Annotated in this window: 14 protein-coding genes and 3 pseudogenes; 10 read left to right on the forward strand and 7 right to left on the reverse strand. The window is 68.5% G+C overall.

Going from position 1 to position 18719, the window contains the following annotated elements; all coding sequences use genetic code 11:
- Nucleotides 1-373: 373 nt before the first annotated feature.
- Together ABZS54_RS14925 and ABZS54_RS14930 are read right to left on the reverse strand one after the other, a co-directional pair.
- A complete protein-coding gene (locus tag ABZS54_RS14925) occupies nt 374-1282 on the reverse strand; it encodes a hypothetical protein (protein WP_355534847.1) in 909 nt (302 codons plus the stop codon).
- Entirely contained in the window at nt 1279-1686 is a 408-nt protein-coding gene (locus ABZS54_RS14930) for a hypothetical protein (RefSeq protein WP_355534849.1), read from the reverse strand. Before ABZS54_RS14930 ends, ABZS54_RS14925 begins: the two co-directional genes overlap by 4 nt.
- Before the next feature lie 171 nt (nt 1687-1857).
- Here ABZS54_RS14930 and ABZS54_RS14935 point away from each other — a divergent pair, with 171 nt between their 5' ends.
- Entirely contained in the window at nt 1858-5226 is a 3369-nt protein-coding gene (locus tag ABZS54_RS14935; RefSeq protein WP_355534850.1) for a CHAT domain-containing protein, read from the forward strand.
- Between the two features lie 29 nt (nt 5227-5255).
- On the forward strand, nt 5256-6419 hold the full coding sequence (locus ABZS54_RS14940; RefSeq protein ID WP_355534852.1) for a tetratricopeptide repeat protein: 1164 nt from the start codon (nt 5256-5258) through the stop codon (nt 6417-6419).
- 14 nt (nt 6420-6433) lie between these two features.
- Here ABZS54_RS14940 and ABZS54_RS14945 read toward each other — a convergent pair whose 3' ends face one another.
- Both ABZS54_RS14945 and ABZS54_RS14950 read right to left on the reverse strand, forming a co-directional pair.
- The gene (locus ABZS54_RS14945) at nt 6434-6820 is read right to left on the reverse strand and encodes a hypothetical protein (RefSeq protein WP_355534871.1); all 387 of its coding nucleotides are present in this window, start codon (nt 6818-6820) and stop codon (nt 6434-6436) included.
- A 67-nt stretch (nt 6821-6887) separates the two neighbouring features.
- Nucleotides 6888-7358, reverse strand: coding sequence for a MerR family transcriptional regulator (locus ABZS54_RS14950; protein WP_355534854.1), 471 nt, complete (start codon nt 7356-7358; stop codon nt 6888-6890).
- Nucleotides 7359-7623: 265 nt separating this feature from the next.
- Between ABZS54_RS14950 and ABZS54_RS14955 the strand changes: the two are divergent.
- The 3 genes and pseudogenes from ABZS54_RS14955 to ABZS54_RS14965 all read left to right on the forward strand — a co-directional run.
- Nucleotides 7624-7689, forward strand: a pseudogene (locus ABZS54_RS14955) (hypothetical protein); the annotation flags it as partial.
- 525 nt (nt 7690-8214) lie between these two features.
- Nucleotides 8215-10140 carry an RHS repeat-associated core domain-containing protein gene (locus ABZS54_RS14960; RefSeq protein WP_355534856.1) on the forward strand — a complete coding sequence of 642 codons (1926 nt, stop codon included), beginning with the start codon at nt 8215-8217 and terminating at the stop codon, nt 10138-10140.
- A gap of 754 nt (nt 10141-10894) precedes the next feature.
- A complete protein-coding gene (locus ABZS54_RS14965; protein WP_355534858.1) occupies nt 10895-11272 on the forward strand; it encodes a hypothetical protein in 378 nt (125 codons plus the stop codon).
- Here the strand turns inward: ABZS54_RS14965 and ABZS54_RS14970 are convergent.
- On the reverse strand, nt 11269-11772 hold the full coding sequence (locus ABZS54_RS14970) for an O-acetyl-ADP-ribose deacetylase (protein WP_355534860.1): 504 nt from the start codon (nt 11770-11772) through the stop codon (nt 11269-11271). The genes ABZS54_RS14965 and ABZS54_RS14970 overlap by 4 nt on opposite strands.
- A gap of 251 nt (nt 11773-12023) precedes the next feature.
- Here ABZS54_RS14970 and ABZS54_RS14975 point away from each other — a divergent pair.
- The 3 genes and pseudogenes from ABZS54_RS14975 to ABZS54_RS14985 all read left to right on the forward strand — a co-directional run.
- Nucleotides 12024-12673: pseudogene (locus ABZS54_RS14975) on the forward strand (ISL3 family transposase); the annotation flags it as partial.
- 146 nt (nt 12674-12819) lie between these two features.
- Nucleotides 12820-14478: an IS1182 family transposase gene (locus tag ABZS54_RS14980; RefSeq protein ID WP_355534862.1), complete on the forward strand. Its 1659-nt coding sequence runs from the start codon at nt 12820-12822 to the stop codon at nt 14476-14478.
- A 156-nt stretch (nt 14479-14634) separates the two neighbouring features.
- Complete coding sequence (locus tag ABZS54_RS14985) at nt 14635-15117, forward strand: hypothetical protein (RefSeq protein ID WP_355534864.1); 483 nt, start codon at nt 14635-14637, stop codon at nt 15115-15117.
- A gap of 308 nt (nt 15118-15425) precedes the next feature.
- Here ABZS54_RS14985 and ABZS54_RS14990 read toward each other — a convergent pair whose 3' ends face one another.
- Nucleotides 15426-16184: a DUF2071 domain-containing protein gene (locus tag ABZS54_RS14990; protein WP_355534866.1), complete on the reverse strand. Its 759-nt coding sequence runs from the start codon at nt 16182-16184 to the stop codon at nt 15426-15428.
- A gap of 293 nt (nt 16185-16477) precedes the next feature.
- Between ABZS54_RS14990 and ABZS54_RS14995 the strand changes: the two genes are divergently transcribed.
- A complete protein-coding gene (locus tag ABZS54_RS14995) occupies nt 16478-16801 on the forward strand; it encodes a hypothetical protein (protein WP_355534868.1) in 324 nt (107 codons plus the stop codon).
- Between the two features lie 185 nt (nt 16802-16986).
- On the opposite strand, the gene ABZS54_RS15000 is transcribed toward ABZS54_RS14995, so the two are convergent.
- Complete coding sequence (locus tag ABZS54_RS15000; protein ID WP_355534869.1) at nt 16987-17460, reverse strand: hypothetical protein; 474 nt, start codon at nt 17458-17460, stop codon at nt 16987-16989.
- A 540-nt stretch (nt 17461-18000) separates the two neighbouring features.
- Between ABZS54_RS15000 and ABZS54_RS15005 the strand changes: the two are divergent.
- Nucleotides 18001-18719, forward strand: a pseudogene (locus ABZS54_RS15005) (hypothetical protein); the annotation flags it as partial.

The following is an 18719-nucleotide window of genomic DNA, read 5'->3' on the forward strand; positions in this document are numbered from 1 at the left end:
CGAGCCGTAGATCCCGAAGGGGTGCCCGGGTCCGGAATCCGGCGTCGCGGTAGCCGCCTCTCTTGTGGCCGGAATCCACGAGGCGCTTCATCCCGCGTCTTCACCCTCGACCGGCACACATCACGTCTTCGCGACGTGCGCGGCTATCCGCGCACCGTCCTTCGGCTCGAAGAAGCAGGCGGCCTGCCCCCACGCGTTGAGCCGTGAGGACAATCGTCAAGCATCCGGTGATCCTCTCCCGGAGAGACTGGACCAGGCGTCAAAGAGCCATACCTGCCCAGTACTTGGGGGTGACGCTGCTGGGCGCCCACGTCAGTAGACGGGTCCGTGACGGCGGATGAATGTGTGACCGGTCTCGACGGTGGGCACTCCGTCAGTCCGGCTTGCTCAGCAGCCGCGTCACCCTTTCCCCCACTGTCGGGGTGAGGCGCCCCTCGCACTCCACTCCCACCGCTACCGCCAGGTCCCTGCCGTGTAGGTCTGCCAGTGCCTCGGCCAGCTCCGCGAACGAGGAAGCCGCCGTGCGACCGCGTGTCACGCCTGTCGCCACCACGGCCGCGCCGACCAGTGCCGTCGGCCACCACCACACGGACAGCAGAAGGTACGCCAGGCCCCACGCCGTGAGGCGGGCCGCCGCGCTCAAGGCCGTGCGGGCGGTGGTCAACTCGGCTCGGGTGGCGTCGGGCGCGAGGAGCCACATGTGAGGCCAGGAGAGGGTCAGGTCAAGGCGATAGGCGCGCCAGACGCGGCGGTCCGGGCTGGTGATCCTGTCACCGGTCCAGAACGGGTGCCGGGGTGGGACCAGAGAGATCCGGTTGCGGAGGGCGTAGCGCTGTTCCGCCTGTTCCGTGAGGGCCGCGACATCGGCCGTGCCGCCGATTCGGGCGCGGCCCGCGGCGACCAGCGTCGCGCGGTACCCGGCGTCAGCTGCCCGCCAACGCCGCATTCGGCGCTCGGTCAGGCGGCGGGTCAGCGGTCCGCGCGCGTCCATGAGCCAGACCTTCTCGATCAGGACTCCGACGGCCTGCGTGACGGTACCGGTCATCGCGGCCCCGGCCAGCACGGCGACCGCAGCCACCGCGAGGGCGCCCGCGCTGTGGGCGCCGGGGGCGTCCGCCAGGGAGTCCAGCCGCGTCCGCAGCCGCCCGAAGTCGTGCCAGTGGCTCTGGCCCAGGATGACCGCCGTGGCCAAAGACACGAGGTACACCAGGCCGGGAATCGCCAGGAGCGCCACCCAGCGTTCGGCGAGTTTTCCGCTGAGCGCGTCGAGGAACGCACTCACGGGCGCAGCCCGACCTCGCGCAGCGGTCCGCCGAAGATGCGGCAGGCCGGCGCTTCGCCGCCCTCGGACGCCGGTGCCTCGACGCGGGCGCAGTGGCGGCGAGGGCAGGCGAGGACGTAGAGCCAGGGATGGCCGGATCCGGAGCCGGGGAAGCTCTGGTAGACGGGCGGGGTTTCCGTACGGTAGGAGCCGAGGCCCGCGCTGTAACCGGCGGCGAGGAGACGGGACTCCAGTTCGTTGAAAGCGTCCTCGAGGACCTCGGGGGAACGACCGTTGCGCAGCTGGGAGATGAGGCGCTCGACCAGGCGATCCCCCTCTGCGCCAAGGTCCGGCATACCCGGTGAGGACGTGAGCCGGAGGCAGAGCGCCGCCAGGCGTTCGTGACCCGACCCGCCGGTTGCCATGTCGACTCCGCCTCCCCCGTCACCGAGTCCGCTCACCGCCGCACCTCCATGGATCAGCCGTCCGCGCTCTCAGCATAACGAGCGTGCAGGGTGGGCTACTTGGGTAAAATCGAATTTCGAGTTCCCGCCGCTGACCACGGTCGAGAGCCCACAGGGACACGGGGAACGATGATGTCGGACAGGCACAAAAGGGCCGAAGAGTCCATCGAGCGGGTGGCCGCGCTGATCGGGCGGTTCGACCGCACCGGCGAGCGCGCTCCGCTGGACGCCGCCGTCGAGATGTGCCGGGCGGCGCTGGGCGGGGTGCCCGCCGCCGAGAACGTACGGACCTGGTGGCTGAGGGCGTTGCGCACCACCCTCGTAATGCGCTGGTTGTCTTTCCGGCAACGGCCCGACCTGGACGAGTCGATCGGCCTGTGGCATCTGCCGGCGGCCGGGAGGGCTCCTTGCGATCAGGACCTTCGTCTCCTGGGATGTATGTTCGCGGACCGCTTCGACCTCGACCGGAACCGCGCGGACAGGGACACGGCGATCGCGGCACTGCGGCAGGCGTTCGAGATGCCTCCGGACGGTACGGAGCAACAGCCTCTGATCGTCGACAGGCTCGGCATGTTGCTGTCGGAGCGCGCCGAGGAGACGGGCAGCGCGGCCGAAATGGCGGAGGCGGTGCGGTTGCTGCGCCACGGCCTGAGCCTGCTGCTCGATGAGGAACCGCACAACGCGGCGGACATCGCCGCCGTCCGGAACAATCTGGCGGCGGCCCTCGGCCGTGCCTTCGAGATCCTCGGAACAACGTCCGCCCCGTACGAAGCCGTCGAGCTCCTGCGTGCGGTCCTGGCGGCGACGCCTCCCAGCTCGCCCCGGCGGGCACCGGCACTGCTGAATCTCGCCGAGGCGCTGCGTAGGAAGGCCGAGCTGACCTCGGCGGCGGCCGACATCGAGGCGATGGTCGCCGCGGCCCGGGTAGCCCACGCCGCGGCACCGGCAGGGCATCCCGAGCACGCGCGTGGCCTGGCCGTGCTGGGAGTCGCACTGCGGCTGGCAGCCGAGGGCACCGAAGGGACCGGCCTGCTGCACGAGTCGGTCGAGCTGCTGCGCGAGTGCGTGCGGACCACGAGCCGGGCCGATCGGTCACGCCTGCCCCGGTTGAACAGCCTCGGCAACGCCCTGCACCGACTCGGCGAGCGTACCGGCGACGCGACGCTGCTGGACGAGGCCGTGCGCCACCTGCGCGAAGCCGTCACGGAGCCGTCTCCCGACGAGCCGGACCACTTCGGCCGCGTCGCGAACCTGGCCCTCGCCCTTCGCGAGCGCTACCACCAGACCGGCGATCTCACCTCCCTGCGCGAGGCCGCCGAACTGGCCCGGCCGGCTGTGCGCTTCCCCCGGTCGCCCTTGGACTCCGATACCAAGCTTGCCAACCTCGGCATCATCCTCCAGACCTGGTACGACCGGACGGGGGACGCCGCCGCCGCTTCCGAGGCCGTGGAAGCGGCCCGGCAGGTCCTCAACCGGACCCCTCAGGACAGCGCCGACCTCGCCATGCGGCTCAACCACCTCGGCAACGCACTGCACGAGCGCTACCGGGCCGAGGGCGGCCCGGCCCACCTGGACGAGTCCATCGCCGTCCTCACCCGCGCCGTGGCGGAGACGGCCTACGGCGAACCGGAGCACGCAAGTTACCTGCACAACCTGGGGCTCTCGCAGCTCACCCGGGCGAAGGCAACCGAGGACGAGGCAATGCTGAACCGCGCGGTGACCACGCTCGGCCGTGCGGTGTACGCATCGCCCACCGGCACCGCCCACACCGCCGGCTACCTCCAGTCGTACGCCTGCGCGCTCCGCACGCTGCACGAGGCGAACGGAGACCCTGCTGTCCTCCGCGTGGCCGAGGACGCGTACCGGCAGGTCGCTGTGATCGAGGCCCTTCCGGCGGCGGCCCGCATCCGCGCCGCCTGCGACTGGGGCGCCGCCGCCGGTGACGCGGGCCGTTGGGAGGAGGCTCTCGCCGGGTTCGAACTGGCCCTTACGCTGCTGCCGTTCAGCATCACCAGGCGTCTGCGGCGCGACGACAAGGAGTACCGGCTCACCGGTGTTCAGGGGCTGGCCGCCGACGCCGCAGCGTGCGCCGTCCAACTCGGGCGCCTGGACCACGCAGTGCAGCTTCTGGAGCAGGGACGCGGTGTCCTGCTCGGCCAGACGATCGCCGCGCGTACCGAACTGGATCGGTTGCGCGTCGCGCACCCGAAAGCCGCCGAGCACTTCGTCCAGGTGCGCGACCGTATCGATGCGATCGATGCGTTGGAATCGGCGATTCCCGAGCGGGAGGGTGCCGGTCACGACTCCGATGTGCGGCACACCCTCGCGGCCCGGTGGGAGCGGTTGGTCGGCGAGATCCGAGCGCTGCCGGGTTTCGAGGGGTTCCTCGGCGCCCCGACGTACGACGAGGTCCTGGCGTGCGCCGAGCGCGGTCCCGTGGTCTTGGCGTACTCCAGTGTCTACCGCAGCGACGCACTGGTCCTGCGGCCCGAAGATGTGCAATTGGTGCCGCTGCCACGGGTGAGCCCCGAGGCGGTGGCGGAAAAGGTGGCGCGGCTCGACGAGGCGCTCACCGCCGCGACCTCGCCGACCGGGGAGCGAAGCGCCCAGAAGGCCATCGAGGAGGTGCTCGCTTGGATCTGGGACCGCGTCGCCGAACCGGTCCTCGGCCGGCTCGCGCTGCTCGACGCGCCGGCCGACGGCGACTGGCCCCGAATTTGGTGGTCACCGGTCGGTGCGCTGGCTGCGCTGCCGCTGCACGCGGCTGGGCACCACGGTGAGTCACCGGGTCCCCGGCCCCGGACAGTCCTCGATCTGGTGGTCTCCTCGTACACGCCGACCCTCCGCGCACTGGCCTACGCGCGACAGCGCGCGTCGGACCGTCGGCCCGACGGCGCTCTGCTCGCCGTGGCTGTATCCGATGCCCCCGGAACGCGGGCACTCGGCGGCGTCCGCCGGGAGGCGAGGGACCTGAGCGCGCTGCTGCCCACCGAAGTCATATCCGGCCCGCGGGCGACGTTCGCCAACGTGCTGCGCGCGCTGCCCGCGCATCCGTACGTGCATTTCGCCTGCCACGGGGTGAGCGACCCGGACGACCCCTCCCACGCTCGTCTCCTGGTGCACGACCACCAGGAACATCCCCTGACGGTCCAGCACATCTCCCGTCTGGAACTGCCGGACGCCCGGCTCGCCGTGCTGTCCGCCTGCGAGACGGCGCGGGGCTCCGAGCGTCTCGCGGACGAGTCCATCCACATCACCTCGGCCTTCCAGATCGCCGGCTACCCGCACGTGATCGGCACCCTGTGGCCGGTGCACGACGTGGTGGCGGGAGGGGTGGCCAGGAGCCTCTACCGCCACCTGCGCGGTGACAGAACCGCCGGGTCCCGGGGGCTCGACGCCGACCAAGCGGCCCTCGCGCTGCACCGGGCGGTCCGACAGTGCCGGACCGATTTCCGGGGCAGCCCCAGTCTGTGGACCGCGCACGTGCATTCGGGAGCCTGACGAGGCTACGGGAAGGAACCGACCGCGACATGGTCTTCAAATGGCGCAGGAAGCGGGACGACGACGCGGGGCGGGACGAGCTGTCCCTGACCCCGGCCGAGCAGAAGCTGCCCTCGGCGGCAGACCTGGTCGTGACGTTGCAAGGAGAGGACGGACGGGAGGAGGAGATCGTCCGGGTCGGCATCCCGCCGCACGAGTTCTTCGGGATGGCGGCCAACGCCGCCTATGAACGCCTGGGGCCCGACCACCCCGAGACTCTGCTGGCCTTCCGGCAGTACACGCGGGTGCTGGCGGAGATGGAGGGCCGCCGCGAAGAGGCCCGTGACCGGTTCATGGATCTGGTACGCCTTCAGGCCCAGGCGCTCGGCTACGTCCATGAAGACACCCTGACGACCGCCGCAGACCTGGCCGACCTCGTCCGGGACATGGGCGACTTCGTGAAGGCGGAGGAGATCTGGCGCAGCGTGTGGACCAGTCGGGGCGAACTACTCGGCCCCAACCACCCGCAGACCCTGGACGCCGCGAGTGGTCTGGCGACCGTACTGGAGGACTTGCGCCGCGAGGCGGAGGCCATCGCGCTCCACCGGGACGTGCTGGACCGCAGAATCCTGCTGCTCGGGCCGGACGATCCGGTGGTGCTGGCCGACGTTGGGCGCCATGCCGCGGCACTGGCCAGAGGCCACCGCTGGGACGAGGCCGAACCGGCTCTGCGCGAACTCATCGCCCGCCTGGAGCACCGCAACGAGCAGGACGGCTCCCTCGGTATCTCCGCTCGGGCCAACCTCGGCGCCGCGCTGTGCCGGCTGGGCCATCTCGACGAGGCCGAGGTGGTGATGCGCGACGTGCTCGTCGTCCAGCGCCGGGACAAGGGCGCCGACCACCCGGAGGTGCTCACCTTCCACAACAACCTCGCGGCCCTACTGCATGCCCGGCAGCGGTACGCAGAGGCGGCAGTGATGCTGCGCGAAGTCCTCGCGGCCGTGTCCAGGAAGCACGGGGACGGTCACCCGGAAACCGTGCACTCCCGCGACAACCTGGCCAACGTGCTGATCGACAACGGCGAGCGCGCCGAAGCCGCACAACTCCTCATCCGCTGCCGTGACGACTACACCCGTATCTTCGGTTCGCACCATCCCCTGACCCGGAAAGCCGTCGAACGCCTCGACTGGCTGCGGGAGAATCCGGCCTGCTGATCGACCTCGTGCTTTCATGAGGCGGCGTCTGACATGCGGTCAGAAAAGCGGGAAATGCTCCTGACCTGCAACACTGAGACAGTCGCGTCGGTCTTGGACCACCACAGCCAGACCGGCTTGGCCTCGCCGCCACTGGGCAGGTGAGCGACCTGGAGCCGGACGACCGTCCCGGAAATCAACCCGCCAACATCCGCCTCACGTCCATCCGCGCAACCACATGCCCCGAACGCACAGCCGTGCCCCGGATTGCGCCGGCGGGCGCGTAGGTGACCGGCGACGAACACGGCGACCGACGCGACGGCCAGGATGATCGCGGCGGTCGGCATCCACGCCGCGACCCCGGCCGCGGCGCCGCCGAGCAGTCCGGCGGCGATCAGCGCCGGCAGCGCGCAGCACGCCACGCACGCCGCGCCGGCCAGCCACGCCAGGCGGCCCGCTGCCTGGCCCGAAGACGCGGAGGGGTCGAGGTCAGCAGCAGGGACCGGCGTGGCGCTCCTCGATGGCGAGTTCCGTGAAGGGCAGGGGGCAGCAGTCGCTGGCCGCGCACACGGCCAAGTCATCGCATCCGGCGTCGACGGCCTCGACCAGGGCGGTGCGGATGACGTTCAGGTCGGCGATCCTCGTGTCGATCTCCGCGAGCTTCGCCGTCGCCTTGGCCTGAAGTCCGTCGCGCTCGCGGCCTCGCGCGCCGTGGTGGTGGCTGCCGGACTCCAGCAGTTCGGCGACCTCCTTCAGCGAGAACCCCAGCCGCTGGGCCGCCTTGATCACCCGCAGCAGGGCCACGGTGTCCGGAGGGTACACCCGGTGCCCGCCCAGCGTGCGGTCCGGTTCGGGCAGCAGGCCGCGGCGCTCGTAATAGCGCAGCGTCTTCGGGTTCACTCCGGCCGCGTCCGCCGGCTGCCCCGATCGCAAGCCGCTCGCCGTGGTCTCGGCGGTCACACCGCACCGGCCCGGGCCGCTTCGGCGCGGACGACCAACGCATCCGGCACCGTCACCTGCGCGGCAGGAACGGCCACGTCCATCCACACCGTGCCGGACGCCGCGCCGCTCCTGACGTCCGTCCGGTCGAAGGCGAAGGTGAAGAACGAGCAGCACCCCGTCTCCCGCTCGGCCTGCCCCGCGCGACACCTACGACTTCCTCGGCCGCAAGACCCACGTCGAAGACCCCGACAAGGGCCCCTCCGACACCCGCTACGACCTCGTCGGCCGCGTCACCGGCACCACCGACGCCCGCGGACAGAAGCTCGCCTACACCTACGACACGCTCGGCCGCAAAACCGCCTCCTACAAGGACACGGTCACCGACACCAACCTCCTGTCGGAGTGGACCTACGACCGCTACGCCAAGGGCCAGGCGGACGGCTCCCCCCGCTACGTCGGCGGCAAGTCCGGCGCCAAGTACACCAGCGAGATCACCGGCTTCGAACCCGGCACCTACCGCCCCACCGGCACCCGGACCACCATCCCCGCCGCCGAGGGCAAACTCGCCGGAACCTACGAGACGAGCACCGGGTACGAACCCGTCCTGGGCCTGCCCCTGACCACCACCCTCCCCGCCCACGGCGGCCTCCCCGCCGAGACACTGCGCACCGCCTACAGCACCCACGGCCTGCCGACCACCCTCGGCGGAGCCGCCGACTACCTCAACTGGGCCGACTACGACGTCTACGGCCACAACATCCGCGCCACTCTGGGCGACAGCCCCCGCCAGGCCGCTTTCACCAGCGACTACGACCCCGCCACGGGCCGCCTGCTGTCCACCGCCTGGGACAAGGAGACCGGCGCCACCGCGAGCGTGGACGCCACCTCCTACACCTACAAACCGTCCGGCGACGTCACCTCCATCAAAACCGTCCGCGACGGCACTTCGACCGACACCCAGTGCTTCGCCTACGACAACCACCGCCGCCTCAAGGAAGCCTGGACCGACACCGCCGGCACCACCACCCTGCCCGCCCCCAACGTCCCCGGCATCGGCGGCTGCACCACCCAGACCCCCACCAAGAACACGAACGGTGGCCCGGACCCGTACTGGCAGACCTTCACCTACGACGCCGTCGGCAACCGCACCAAACTCGTCGAACACGACCCCACCGACGACCCCACCAAGAACATCACCACGGAGTACGGCTACCGCGCGGGCACCCAGCCCACGGACCGCACCCACCGCCTGGACTCGATCACCGTCAGGACCGGCGCCCAAACCCCGGTCACCACGAGCCTGACGTACGACCAGGCGGGCAACATCAAGGGCCGCCCGGGCGCGGACGCCAACCCGCAGACCCTTACCTGGAACGAAGAGGACAAGCTCGCGTCGGTCGCTACCACCAACGGCACGAGCGAGTACGTCTACGACGCCGACGGCAACCGGATCATCCGCCGCGAAGCCGGCAAGAGCACCCTCTACCTCGGCACCGACGAACTCACCACCAACACCAACGGATCCGGCCCGGTCGTCGGCACCCGCTACTACCCCACAGCCGGCGGCGCCACGGTCGTCCGCAACGGCGACGCGGCACTCACCTACACCGCATCCGACCACCACGGCACCCCGGTCAGCACCCTCGACGCCGGCGCCCTCACCGCCACCCGCCGCCAATCCAAACCCTTCGGCGAACCCCGCGGCACACAACCCACCCAAGCAGGCGGCCAATGGCCCGACGACAAGGGCTTCCTCGGCAAGCCCATGGACGCCACCGGCCTCACCCACGTCGGCGCCCGCGAATACGACCCCACCCTCGGCCGCTTCATCAGCGTCGACCCCGTGATGGACCCCACGGACAACCAGCAGATACACGGCTACACCTACGCCGGAAACAACCCTGCGACAGTCAGCGATCCGTCAGGACTGTTCGGCATAGGCGAAGCCATCGGTGCAGCAGCTGGCAATGAGGGAAAGAGGCAGACGAAGGCTCAGCACCGAGCCCAAGAAACCACGAGAAAAAAGAGTAGCAACCCTGTCGGGACCGGTTCGACGACGTCCAGTGGTAACGGGGCGGGATGCGATGCGGGTTGCCAGGCGAGGAATCTGTACAGATGTAGAAATGCCTCCGGGTGTCATGAGCCGAATTTCTACGAGCGCAACGGCTTCCAAACCCCCTCCTACGTCGATCCCGAGCCGAATGTGGGTACCAACTGGACAGAGGACCTTGACGACAGACCGGCATTAGGAAATGCCATTGTTGCAGTAATCCCGATTCTCGGATGCGAAAAGCTCAACATCAAATGTGGGGGTGCGGCACTGGAGTCTGTTCCAGCCGCTGGAAGGTTGGTAACTCTCGGGAAACTCGCTGCCTTGGTGGTGGAAGCGGCTGCCGCAGGAAAGGAGAATGAGGATGACGACGAAGGCGAAGATGAAGATTATGTATTCATATACAGAGTTTCCAGGGATGACATCGGTAGCAAGGAGTTGGATCACGGGTTCGACCCCGTAGATTTCCCAGAGGGTATGACTGCGGCTGGGGATGACTACTTGGACGGAAGTGCATACTTCGGCAATCCCGATCGCGTTCGATCTTTCATGGAGGGATACGGGAATCGAGATAGTCACGGTAAGGGAGTGACCTTTCGCGTCAGGGTGAAGAAGGCTTGGCTTGCAAACAACGCTGACATAGAGCCTGACTTCATGGATGGTGAGACGGAATACGTGATCCATAAAAGCAAGTTCGAGGAACTGAACAAGTTTAAGAGAACTCCTTGGGATCCGAAGACGCAGGAGTAGAATCACGCCGGGATGAAGCAACGGGTTCGCCGAAGCTGCCGTGCGGCCATTGAGGGTTGGAGAGAATCGGTGTCAAATTCATACGCAAGGGGTGCTGTGATGGAAGGCATTGTTGTTCGCCATCGCCCATTTGGTGTGATGGTTGAGATGCCAAACGGGGAAGTTGGCTTGCTTGAACCGGAGCGTATGGAGAGTACTTTTCGAGACCGGGACGGCTGGTATCCAAATGGCGTGCGGATTCGAGTCGCGGTTTTGGGCTACACGACCCCTGGAGGGGTTTGGCCTGCGCAACTTCGCTTGAGTTCCGATCCGGCAGTCGTAGCTTCATTTGAAAATCCGTGACTGAGTGGTTGTCCCGGTTCAAATGATCTGGTCTGCGGGCATGGCTGTAACCTGCGGAGGCCAGATGGCTGAGATGTCAGGACACCGGATTTCTCGGTTGATCTGGTTCGTCGGAGACGGATCTGGGCGGCACCAGTTCTGGGCGTGCGATGCAAGTCCGGACGCGTGCCAGCGCCGGTGGCCCGCTGCGGCGATGGCTCGTTCCTCGCGCGGATCGGCGCGTTGACCGTGTGGGTTGTCGATGCCGAGATCAGGCCAAGTCCCGAGAGGCCGGCATCGGCCACTACCGATTGTTGACCACCCTCACCGATCCGTTGGAGCCGGCCGCCGAATTCGTCCGGCTCCACCACGAACGCCGGGAGATCGAGAACGCGGAGCCGAAAATCCACGATCCCGGGCGGCCGGGTCCCGCGTGCCCGTACCCCGGGCCGGGATCGAGCAGGAGGTCTGGGTGCTGCTGGTCACCCACCAGGCCCTGCAGACCGGGATGACGGATACCACCGACAGCCTCCCGGGCACCGACCCCCAGAGAGCTGGCTTCACCGTCGCGTTGTCTGCCGTCCGCGACCAAATCGTCCTGGCCGCGGGCGGGCACCGAGTCCTGGCCCAACTCCTGCCCGAGGGACGGGCCCGTAGCAAAGACCGCTTCGTCATACGGGCCATCTCCAAGAACAACGCACGCGGACCCGCCATCGACCGGACCACCTACAAGGCCACGGTCAGCATCAACATACTCACAACCGACCCATACACACCCAACCTCGCCCTAATTGAACGGTGTTGGTACTAGGAAGCGAGCGCAGCGACCAGCAGGTCATGCGCCTGCTGGTCGAAGGCCACGAGCCTGATCTGTCCGACGCCGGTCGACGAGGACCTGAGGGTGGCGACAGCGATCTGCGCGGCCTCCTCTGCGGGGAACCCGTAGACGCCGGTGGCGATCGCGGGAAACGCGACACTCTTTGCACCTAGGTCATCCGCGACCTCAAGGCAACGGCGGTAACAGGAGGCCAGCACCTCGGCCTCGCCGTAGTCGCCGCCCTCCCATACCGGACCGACGGTATGGATCACATGCTTCACCGGCGGGTTGAGGTCGAAGGCCGGCGTCGCCATCGCGTCGCCCGGCTCACAGGGACCGATCGCGGTACCCGCCTCCGCCAGACGTCGACCCGCCGCACGGTGAATCGCGCCGTCCACACCGCCACCGCCCATGAGCGACTCGTTCGCCGCAGTGACGATCGCGTCCGTCTCCTGGAGCGTTATGTCACCCTGAACGACCTCGATCACAGTCATGCACCGATGATGCCACCGGCAACGACGTCAACGGAAACTTCGATCTCCCCGGTGGCTTGAAGTCCCAGGACGTGTTGGGCATCGAAGTTCCGAGAGAAGTTGGACGGTCTGCGGACATCCTTGACGCCTCGTGATCGTCGTCTCCCGCGCTGGGTCTGTAAATCGAACGGCTCTGTCTCACATTCGGTGGTGACGGACTGTGAGTCCGTGATCATGTGCAGGTGTTGAGTGCGAACGAGCTTGCGGGCGTGGTGTTTTCGGGTCTGGCGCCGTCGGTGGTTGAGGAGATTGCGGACGACGGCGAGGTCATCCGGGTGCGGGCTCGGGCTCCCGGCGTCCCGGTGGATTGCCCGGATTGCGGTGGTCGGACAGGCCGTGTGCACGCCTTCCACGAACGCACGGTGACGGACGTCCCCGTCGATGCCCGCCGGGTGGTCGTCGTGGCCCGGGTTCGCCGTCTCGTCTGTCCGACGCCGACCTGCGTTCGGGTCACGTTCCGTGAGCAGATTCCGGGTCTGCTGGAGCGCTATCAGCGGCGAACCGTAAGGTCGTTGGCTCAGGTCCGCGTCGTGGTGAGGGAGCTCGCCGGCCGCGCCGGTGCGCGGACACTGAAGGCGTTGGGAGCCGGGATGTCGCGGTGCACCGCGCTCCGCGTGCTGGCAGGCATCCCCTTGCCAGCCCTCAAGGTGCCCCGTGTTCTCGGTGTCGACGACTTCGCGCTCAAGCGTCGGCACCGCTATACGCGACGGTGCTGACCGACGCCGAGACCGGCGAACGCATCGACGTCCTGCCCGGTCGCGGCGCGGACGCCTTGGAGTCCTGGCTGCGTAAGCACCCAGGTGTCGAGATCGTCTGCCGGGACGGATCCGGCGCCTACGCGGAAGGCGTCCGACGCGCCTTAGCTTGACTCTGTCGGTGATCTTGGTGTTTCCCGGCGCGCGAGCATGATCGGCGGGCATGCTCGGGGCTGTTTCGAAGGCCGATCAGCTACCGAGGTGTCCGTTGTCGCTCCGTCCCCGTTCCGGTGAGCAAGTCCCGTCTCTGACCGTGCAGATCGCCCGGGCGAGCAATCCGGCCGGGACGACGGCGATGTGGGTCAGAGACCGGCTGGACGGACTGTGGAGCGACGAGGACTTCGCGGGCTGGTATCCGCGCGACGGGCGTCCCGGGCTCTCGCCTGCCCAACTCGCCACCGTCTGTGTGCTGCAGTTCCTGCTGGGCCTGTCGGACCGGCAAGCGGCAGAAGCGGTCCGCTGCCGCATCGATTTCAAATATGCCGTGGCCATGGAGCTGGACGATCCCGGCTTCCACCACAGCGTGCCGGCCGACTTCCGCGAGCGCATCGCCCGGAACGACCGCGCCGACCGTCTTCTCGACCTCGCGCTCGCGCGCCTGAAGGATGCCGGACTGGTACGCGAGCGCACCACGCAGCGAACCGACTCCACTCACGTCCTGGCTGCGGTGCGCGACCTGACCCGGCTGGAACCGGTCACCGAGGCCGTCCGTGCCGCGCTGGAAGAAGTCGCCCGTACCGCTTCGCACCTGCTGGTCGGCCTGGTCGACGAGGAATGGGGGCGCCGCTACGGTCGTCCGGTCCGCCTGGGCAAGAACCCCACCCGGCCCAAGACCAGGATCCTCGCTGCCGGCGACGATGCCCACCAACTGTTGGAACGCCTCCACCGCCACGGACCGGGCTACCGGCCCGGCCCGCAGGCCGAGGCTCTGCGGCGGATCGTCGTGCAGAACTACTACCGCGACGCGGCAGGCCGCCTCCGCTGGCGCACTGCCGAGGCGGACGAGGGCGGCCTGCCGCCCTCGTCTTCGGCGATCGTCTCGCCCTACGACACCACGGCGCGCTACGTGCGCCACGGGCACATCATCCATTGGAAGGGATTCGCCGCGCATGTCACCGAGACGTGTGCCACCGGGAGCGTCAACGTGATCACGGACGTGGCCACCACCTCGGCCGCCACCAACGACGGCCAGGCCCTGCCCGGCATCCACGACCGGCTGGCACGTCGCAGCCTGTTGCCCGACGAGCACCTGGTCGACGGCGGCTACACCTCCCTGGTCCACCTGGAACGGGCGATGCGCGAACACCAGGTCACCGTCAGCGGGCCGCTGCCGGGCAACCCCACCCGCCAACACCGCCAGAACGAAGGCTTCGACCGCGACGACTTCCACATCGACTTCGGCCGCCGCCAGGTCACCTGCCCCCAGGGCCGGGTCAGCGCAGGTTGGCACGGCCCCTACCCGACCTCCTCGCCCACCGCGGCACCCCTGATCGTGGCCCGGTTCACCAAGAGCCAGTGCCGTCCCTGCCCGGTCCGCACCCGCTGCACCACTACCGCCGACAGCGCCCGGACGGTGGGCTTTCCCCCGCGAGAACTCCGCGACCTGCAACTCCGCGTCCGCGCCGAGCAGCAGACACCCGAATGGAAGACGCGCTACGCGGTCCGCTCCGGAGTCGAGGGCACCATCAACGAGTTCGCCCACGGACACGGCATGCGCCACTGCCGCTATCGAGGACAGCCGAAGGCCCACCTGCAACACGTACTCACGGCCATCGCCGTGAACATCGAACGACTCAGCAGTCAGTCAGCGACCGAGGAACCCTCTACACCGAGACCCCCGACCGCCTTCCAGACCTTCCTGGACGAGAACGAGATCCCCCGGTCGAAGTCCTGGCGAACTCTCGGCAGCTGAGCCCAACCATCCAAGATCACCGACAGAGTCAAGCTGAGGAGGTAAGGAGGAGGGGCGCCGTTACGACTCGATCGGCTATTGAAGATGGACGGCGGCCGATCGGTCAGCCGGGCCACCCCTGGGCCGGTTGTCAGCCGCTGAAGTTACCCTCCTGGGATGGCTGACGCATACGAATTCCTTCTCACCCTCGACCTCAGAGACGATCTGTCGGAGGACGAGGTTGCCGAGCTCCGATGGCATCTCGGCCTCGGACCGCAGCCTGAACAGCTCTGCATCATCACGGAGTTCCCCGAGGTTGTGCTCGACGACGCCGGGCCGGCGCTGGACGACAAGGGCGAGTTCAAGGTGGAGAACGCCCCGTATCCGGTGCTGGCCCAGCAGGGCCCGGCCTGGAAGATCGGCGGGGCGGCGCTCTCGGGGCTGGCTCGGCGGGAAGATCCGCATCCCGGGTGGGCACTGACGACTCGCCAGTCACTGCATCCCGACGACTTCTATTACGTCGACCGGCTACTCGGCTGGCTCGCGACCCATGCCGCCTACGACTACGCCCACTACGTTGGATTCGAGCGCTTCTATGAGGATGCCGGCATCACCAAAGTACTCATGATCAAGGACGGTGAGATCGTCAGAGAGGGGTGAAGCCGACACCCCGGGCTTGCTGCTTGCTTGGGAGCGCCGGCGGCGCCCACCAGGCCCAACTCCAGGACGGATGCCTCCTTGCACCCTGTCCGCCCGACTCCCTGGGGAAGAGCTACACCCACGGAAGATCTGCGGTGACGTGAGAGCGGACTGCCCGGGTTCTTCCGGTGTGAGAACGAATGGGGCCGCACGGCCTTGTCGCATCCTGTCTTCACTGGCGTCCCCGACACACATCTCGGCGGTCTGATCGAGGAGTTGGCCGGTCCGTGGCAAGCGCGGCGGGGCGTGTTCTGTTGGGGGGTGGGAGGCTACTTGGCTGTGGACGGGTTGTTGGTGTCTACCACCACGGGTGGGCCGAAGCGGACGGGAAGGCCGGGTGAGTAGAGGACGCTGTTCGGTTCGCCGGTGATTTGTGGCAGGCCGGCGGCTGCGATCAGGTTGTCGTCGAGGTGGAGCAACTCGGCGTGGTGTAGGGGCCATTGGGGGTGTGCGTTGGGTAGGTAGACGGTGCGGCCGGCGACTCGGGTGTGTAGGCCCCAGCGTGCGGTCACGAAGTGTTCGAGAGGGCTGGGTTCGGTCACCGGCGGGCCGACTCGGACCACGGCGGTGCCGCCCCTCGGTGCGCCCTCCAAGGGATGTCGGCGCGTTGTGTAGCGGACCTGGTCGGCGGTCCAGTCGATCCGCATTTTGGCCCACCTGTACGGCAGTCGCAGCGTGGCCCGGGCGGTCAGTACCGGAAGTAGGCGGGCGGCCTCCAGGGAGCGGAATACGACGCCGCGCCGGCCGGCCCCGTCCACGGAGTACAGCCGTACGTTGGTCTCCGGGAAGGTGCCGAGCCATGGCACTCCCGGGAGCCGGAGGAAGCCGACGTCCACCATTCGGAAGGGCACCAGGCCGACGTAGGTCATGCCCTCGAGGACGTCCGGTCGGGTTCCCTCCGGGAGAAGTGGGGCGACTGCGGCGGGGGGTACGGCCCAGTGCAGGAAGGTGAGTTCGCTCCAGCGCTGGGTAAGCAACACATGTCGGACGCCACGCGGGGACAGTGGGGTGACGGGTTCGGTCGTCATCCCGCCATGGTGACCCATCGGCCACCACGACGGCGGGATCCCGCGACCGCCACCGCGGGTCGGCAAGTGCTCGGCGGCACGGCCCACACTGCCCGCCGGCTCGGGCCGGGGCTCGGCGCCTGGCAACTCGGCGGGCCCGGAGGCGCGACCGGCCCTCAGCCGGCGGGCAGCGGGCAGGTCATGACCGGCTGTGGGTGGCGAATGCTGGATGTTGCGCAGACAGTGGTACCTCGGGCCGACGGTTGGGGTTGATGATGGGCTTCGGGTGGCTGTGCCGACGGAAGGATGGGCGTGTGTCGCATCCCGAGTTCAAGGCAACGCCTCAGTGGCGGCGAACGGGCGATACGTACTTTCCTGCTGCTGCAATGGTCGAGGGAGCGTGGTGGGTGCTGCGCCTCAACGCCTTCCCGGACCATCCGGCGTGGACCCTGTTCGTGAACGGTGCAAGGCGTTTCGACATCGAGGACATTTCACCGAACTGGGAGTACCCGGCCGACCGGTCGGCCCCGATGCTGGAGGCCCCGTCCGTGCAAGAGGCCTTGGCGCCGCTGCTGGGGTTCGTGGCCTACGGGAGCGAAGTCGGCCAACCGTGCGACAACCTGTTCTGCTGCGGGTGATTCGCACGGTCCCGCGATCGAGGCGGCTCTTCGACTCGACGCGCGCGAGTGAGAGCCGGATCGGCTGGGCGGGTTCGCCGTGAACACGCGCCGAGCCGAGGGTGCCCATGTGGCGACCGGGATCGGCCACGCCGGGCTCGCTCGGTTGCGGGCCTGGGTGGTGGGCCGATACCGACGGTTGGATATCAGTGCCAACGCTGGTGCGAGTTGCTGTCCCCGTAGTCGGTCGAGTTGGCGTATACGCTGTAATTGCTGCCCTGGTCGAGGATATAACCGGTTGCCACGTTCTGGAGCTTCCAGCCGCTGCCCGTGGAGATTTCCCGCCACTGCTGATACGTGTTCGCTCCGTTGAAGCTGCACGGCTCGACATAGGCCCTGTTGTTCCAGTAGGCGGTGAGGCATCTCCCCCACCGGTCGATTTCTTTCCAGGTGCCATTGCCGTTGTCGCCGTCGAGCCACCGCGTTCCGTCGGCCGACGAATTCGCGCAGGTGTAAACGTCAGTGCTTCCTTCGTTGTCGCAGAGATATTCTCCACTCCAACCGTTCCGCCAGGTCACGAAGCTGGAGCTGTCGGCGTACACCGGGCTTGATGCCCCCATGATCATGGCGGGGATGGCGGCAGTGGCCAGCGCGAATTTGGCAATGCGCTTCTTCTTCATTTCAACCTGCCTTGCTTGAAGTGTCTGTTTCCAAAGGCCTGATGATCTTGCCCTCGAGCGACTGTAGGGGGTCGGATCGACCGGCACAATCAGCGGTTGTGAAACTTGAGGAATCTTGAGGAACCTTGAGGAAAGTCCCTCGTTGTTCCATGGCGCAGCCCGGATTTCGGTCAAAGTGAGGGATTGTCCGGATGGTCGCGGTGTGCTGAGAATGGGAGCGCGGCCTGACCCCGGGCATGCCGGGGCCGCCTGCGGGTGCGGTGCGCGCGGGTGGGCGGGTCCGGGGCACACGAGCCGCCGCGGGTGGATCCGGGCGGCCACCCTCCCATGGCGACGGGAAGCCGGGGAGTTCCGGTGCCTTCTCCGGCCCGACCCGGACGGATATCTCGCACCGCTCGGTGAAGCATCGCGACGATGCCGCCACGGCACGCGAGAACAGCCCCCTTTTTTCGACTTGATTTCCTTGCTATTCGGGCCGGTTCTCGCGTCGGATCACGGTAGGATTGCGGGTGTTAGTGTCATCTGGGAAAGGTCGGGCGGATGAGCGGCGGCGAGCAGACGCCGGACGGGTCGGGCGGGCTCACGCCCGGTGTGGCCGGTTCGGGTACGGGGTTCGGGGTGGAGGAGGTCCGCAGGCAGTGGGCGCGGGTGGTGGCCGACGCCGCGGACGGCGTCCCGGTGGTGATCCACGCTCCGCACGGGGTACGGGCGGTGCTGGGCCCGCCCACGCCGGATGTGCTGGCCGTGCAGGGGGAGTTGCCGGCGTTCACGATGACCGCGGCCAAGCAGGGCCTGGGCAACCTGGTACGCGCCGCCGCGGCGGGTACCCCGCAGCTGGTGCTGCGCTACCGCCGCGTCTACGCCCAGATCACCCACACCTCCACCGCACCGCACACCACCGGTCCCGGCCCCGCCGCGCCGGCGAGGCGGGCGACGCCCGGACCGCACACCCACGACGTCGCATCCCCGCAGCCCGCCGCGCCGTCCACCCCCGCCGCGTCCCCCGGGGCAGGCCGTCGTGTCGCCGCGTTCGCGACGGCGCTGGGGGAGGCGACCACCGCCCGCAGACGCGCCGTCTCCTTCGGCCCCACCGCCTTGGACGAGGCCTCGGGCGGCGGCGCGTTGCCCGGCCGACTCGTCTTGGTGGTCGGTGCGCCCGGCGCCGGCGCCGGTTTGTTGGCGGCGGGCGCGGTGTTGTCCGCGACCCTGGCCCCGGCCGACGACCCCGACGCGCCGAGCGCGGTGCTCTCGTGCACGCC

The sequence above is a fragment of the Embleya sp. NPDC005575 genome, assembly GCF_040605455.1.
Lineage (GTDB): Bacteria > Actinomycetota > Actinomycetes > Streptomycetales > Streptomycetaceae > Embleya.

Excerpts from the sequence above, each read along its gene's own strand:
- ABZS54_RS14930 (WP_355534849.1), bottom strand. The coding sequence starts at position 1,686 with ATGGCAACCGGCGGGTCGGGTCACGAACGCCTGGCGGCGCTCTGCCTC.
- ABZS54_RS14935 (WP_355534850.1), top strand. The coding sequence starts at position 1,858 with ATGTCGGACAGGCACAAAAGGGCCGAAGAGTCCATCGAGCGGGTGGCC.
- ABZS54_RS14940 (WP_355534852.1), top strand. The coding sequence starts at position 5,256 with ATGGTCTTCAAATGGCGCAGGAAGCGGGACGACGACGCGGGGCGGGAC.
- ABZS54_RS14970 (WP_355534860.1), bottom strand. The coding sequence starts at position 11,772 with ATGACTGTGATCGAGGTCGTTCAGGGTGACATAACGCTCCAGGAGACG.
- ABZS54_RS14985 (WP_355534864.1), top strand. The coding sequence starts at position 14,635 with ATGGCTGACGCATACGAATTCCTTCTCACCCTCGACCTCAGAGACGAT.
- ABZS54_RS14990 (WP_355534866.1), bottom strand. The coding sequence starts at position 16,184 with ATGACGACCGAACCCGTCACCCCACTGTCCCCGCGTGGCGTCCGACAT.
- ABZS54_RS15000 (WP_355534869.1), bottom strand. The coding sequence starts at position 17,460 with ATGAAGAAGAAGCGCATTGCCAAATTCGCGCTGGCCACTGCCGCCATC.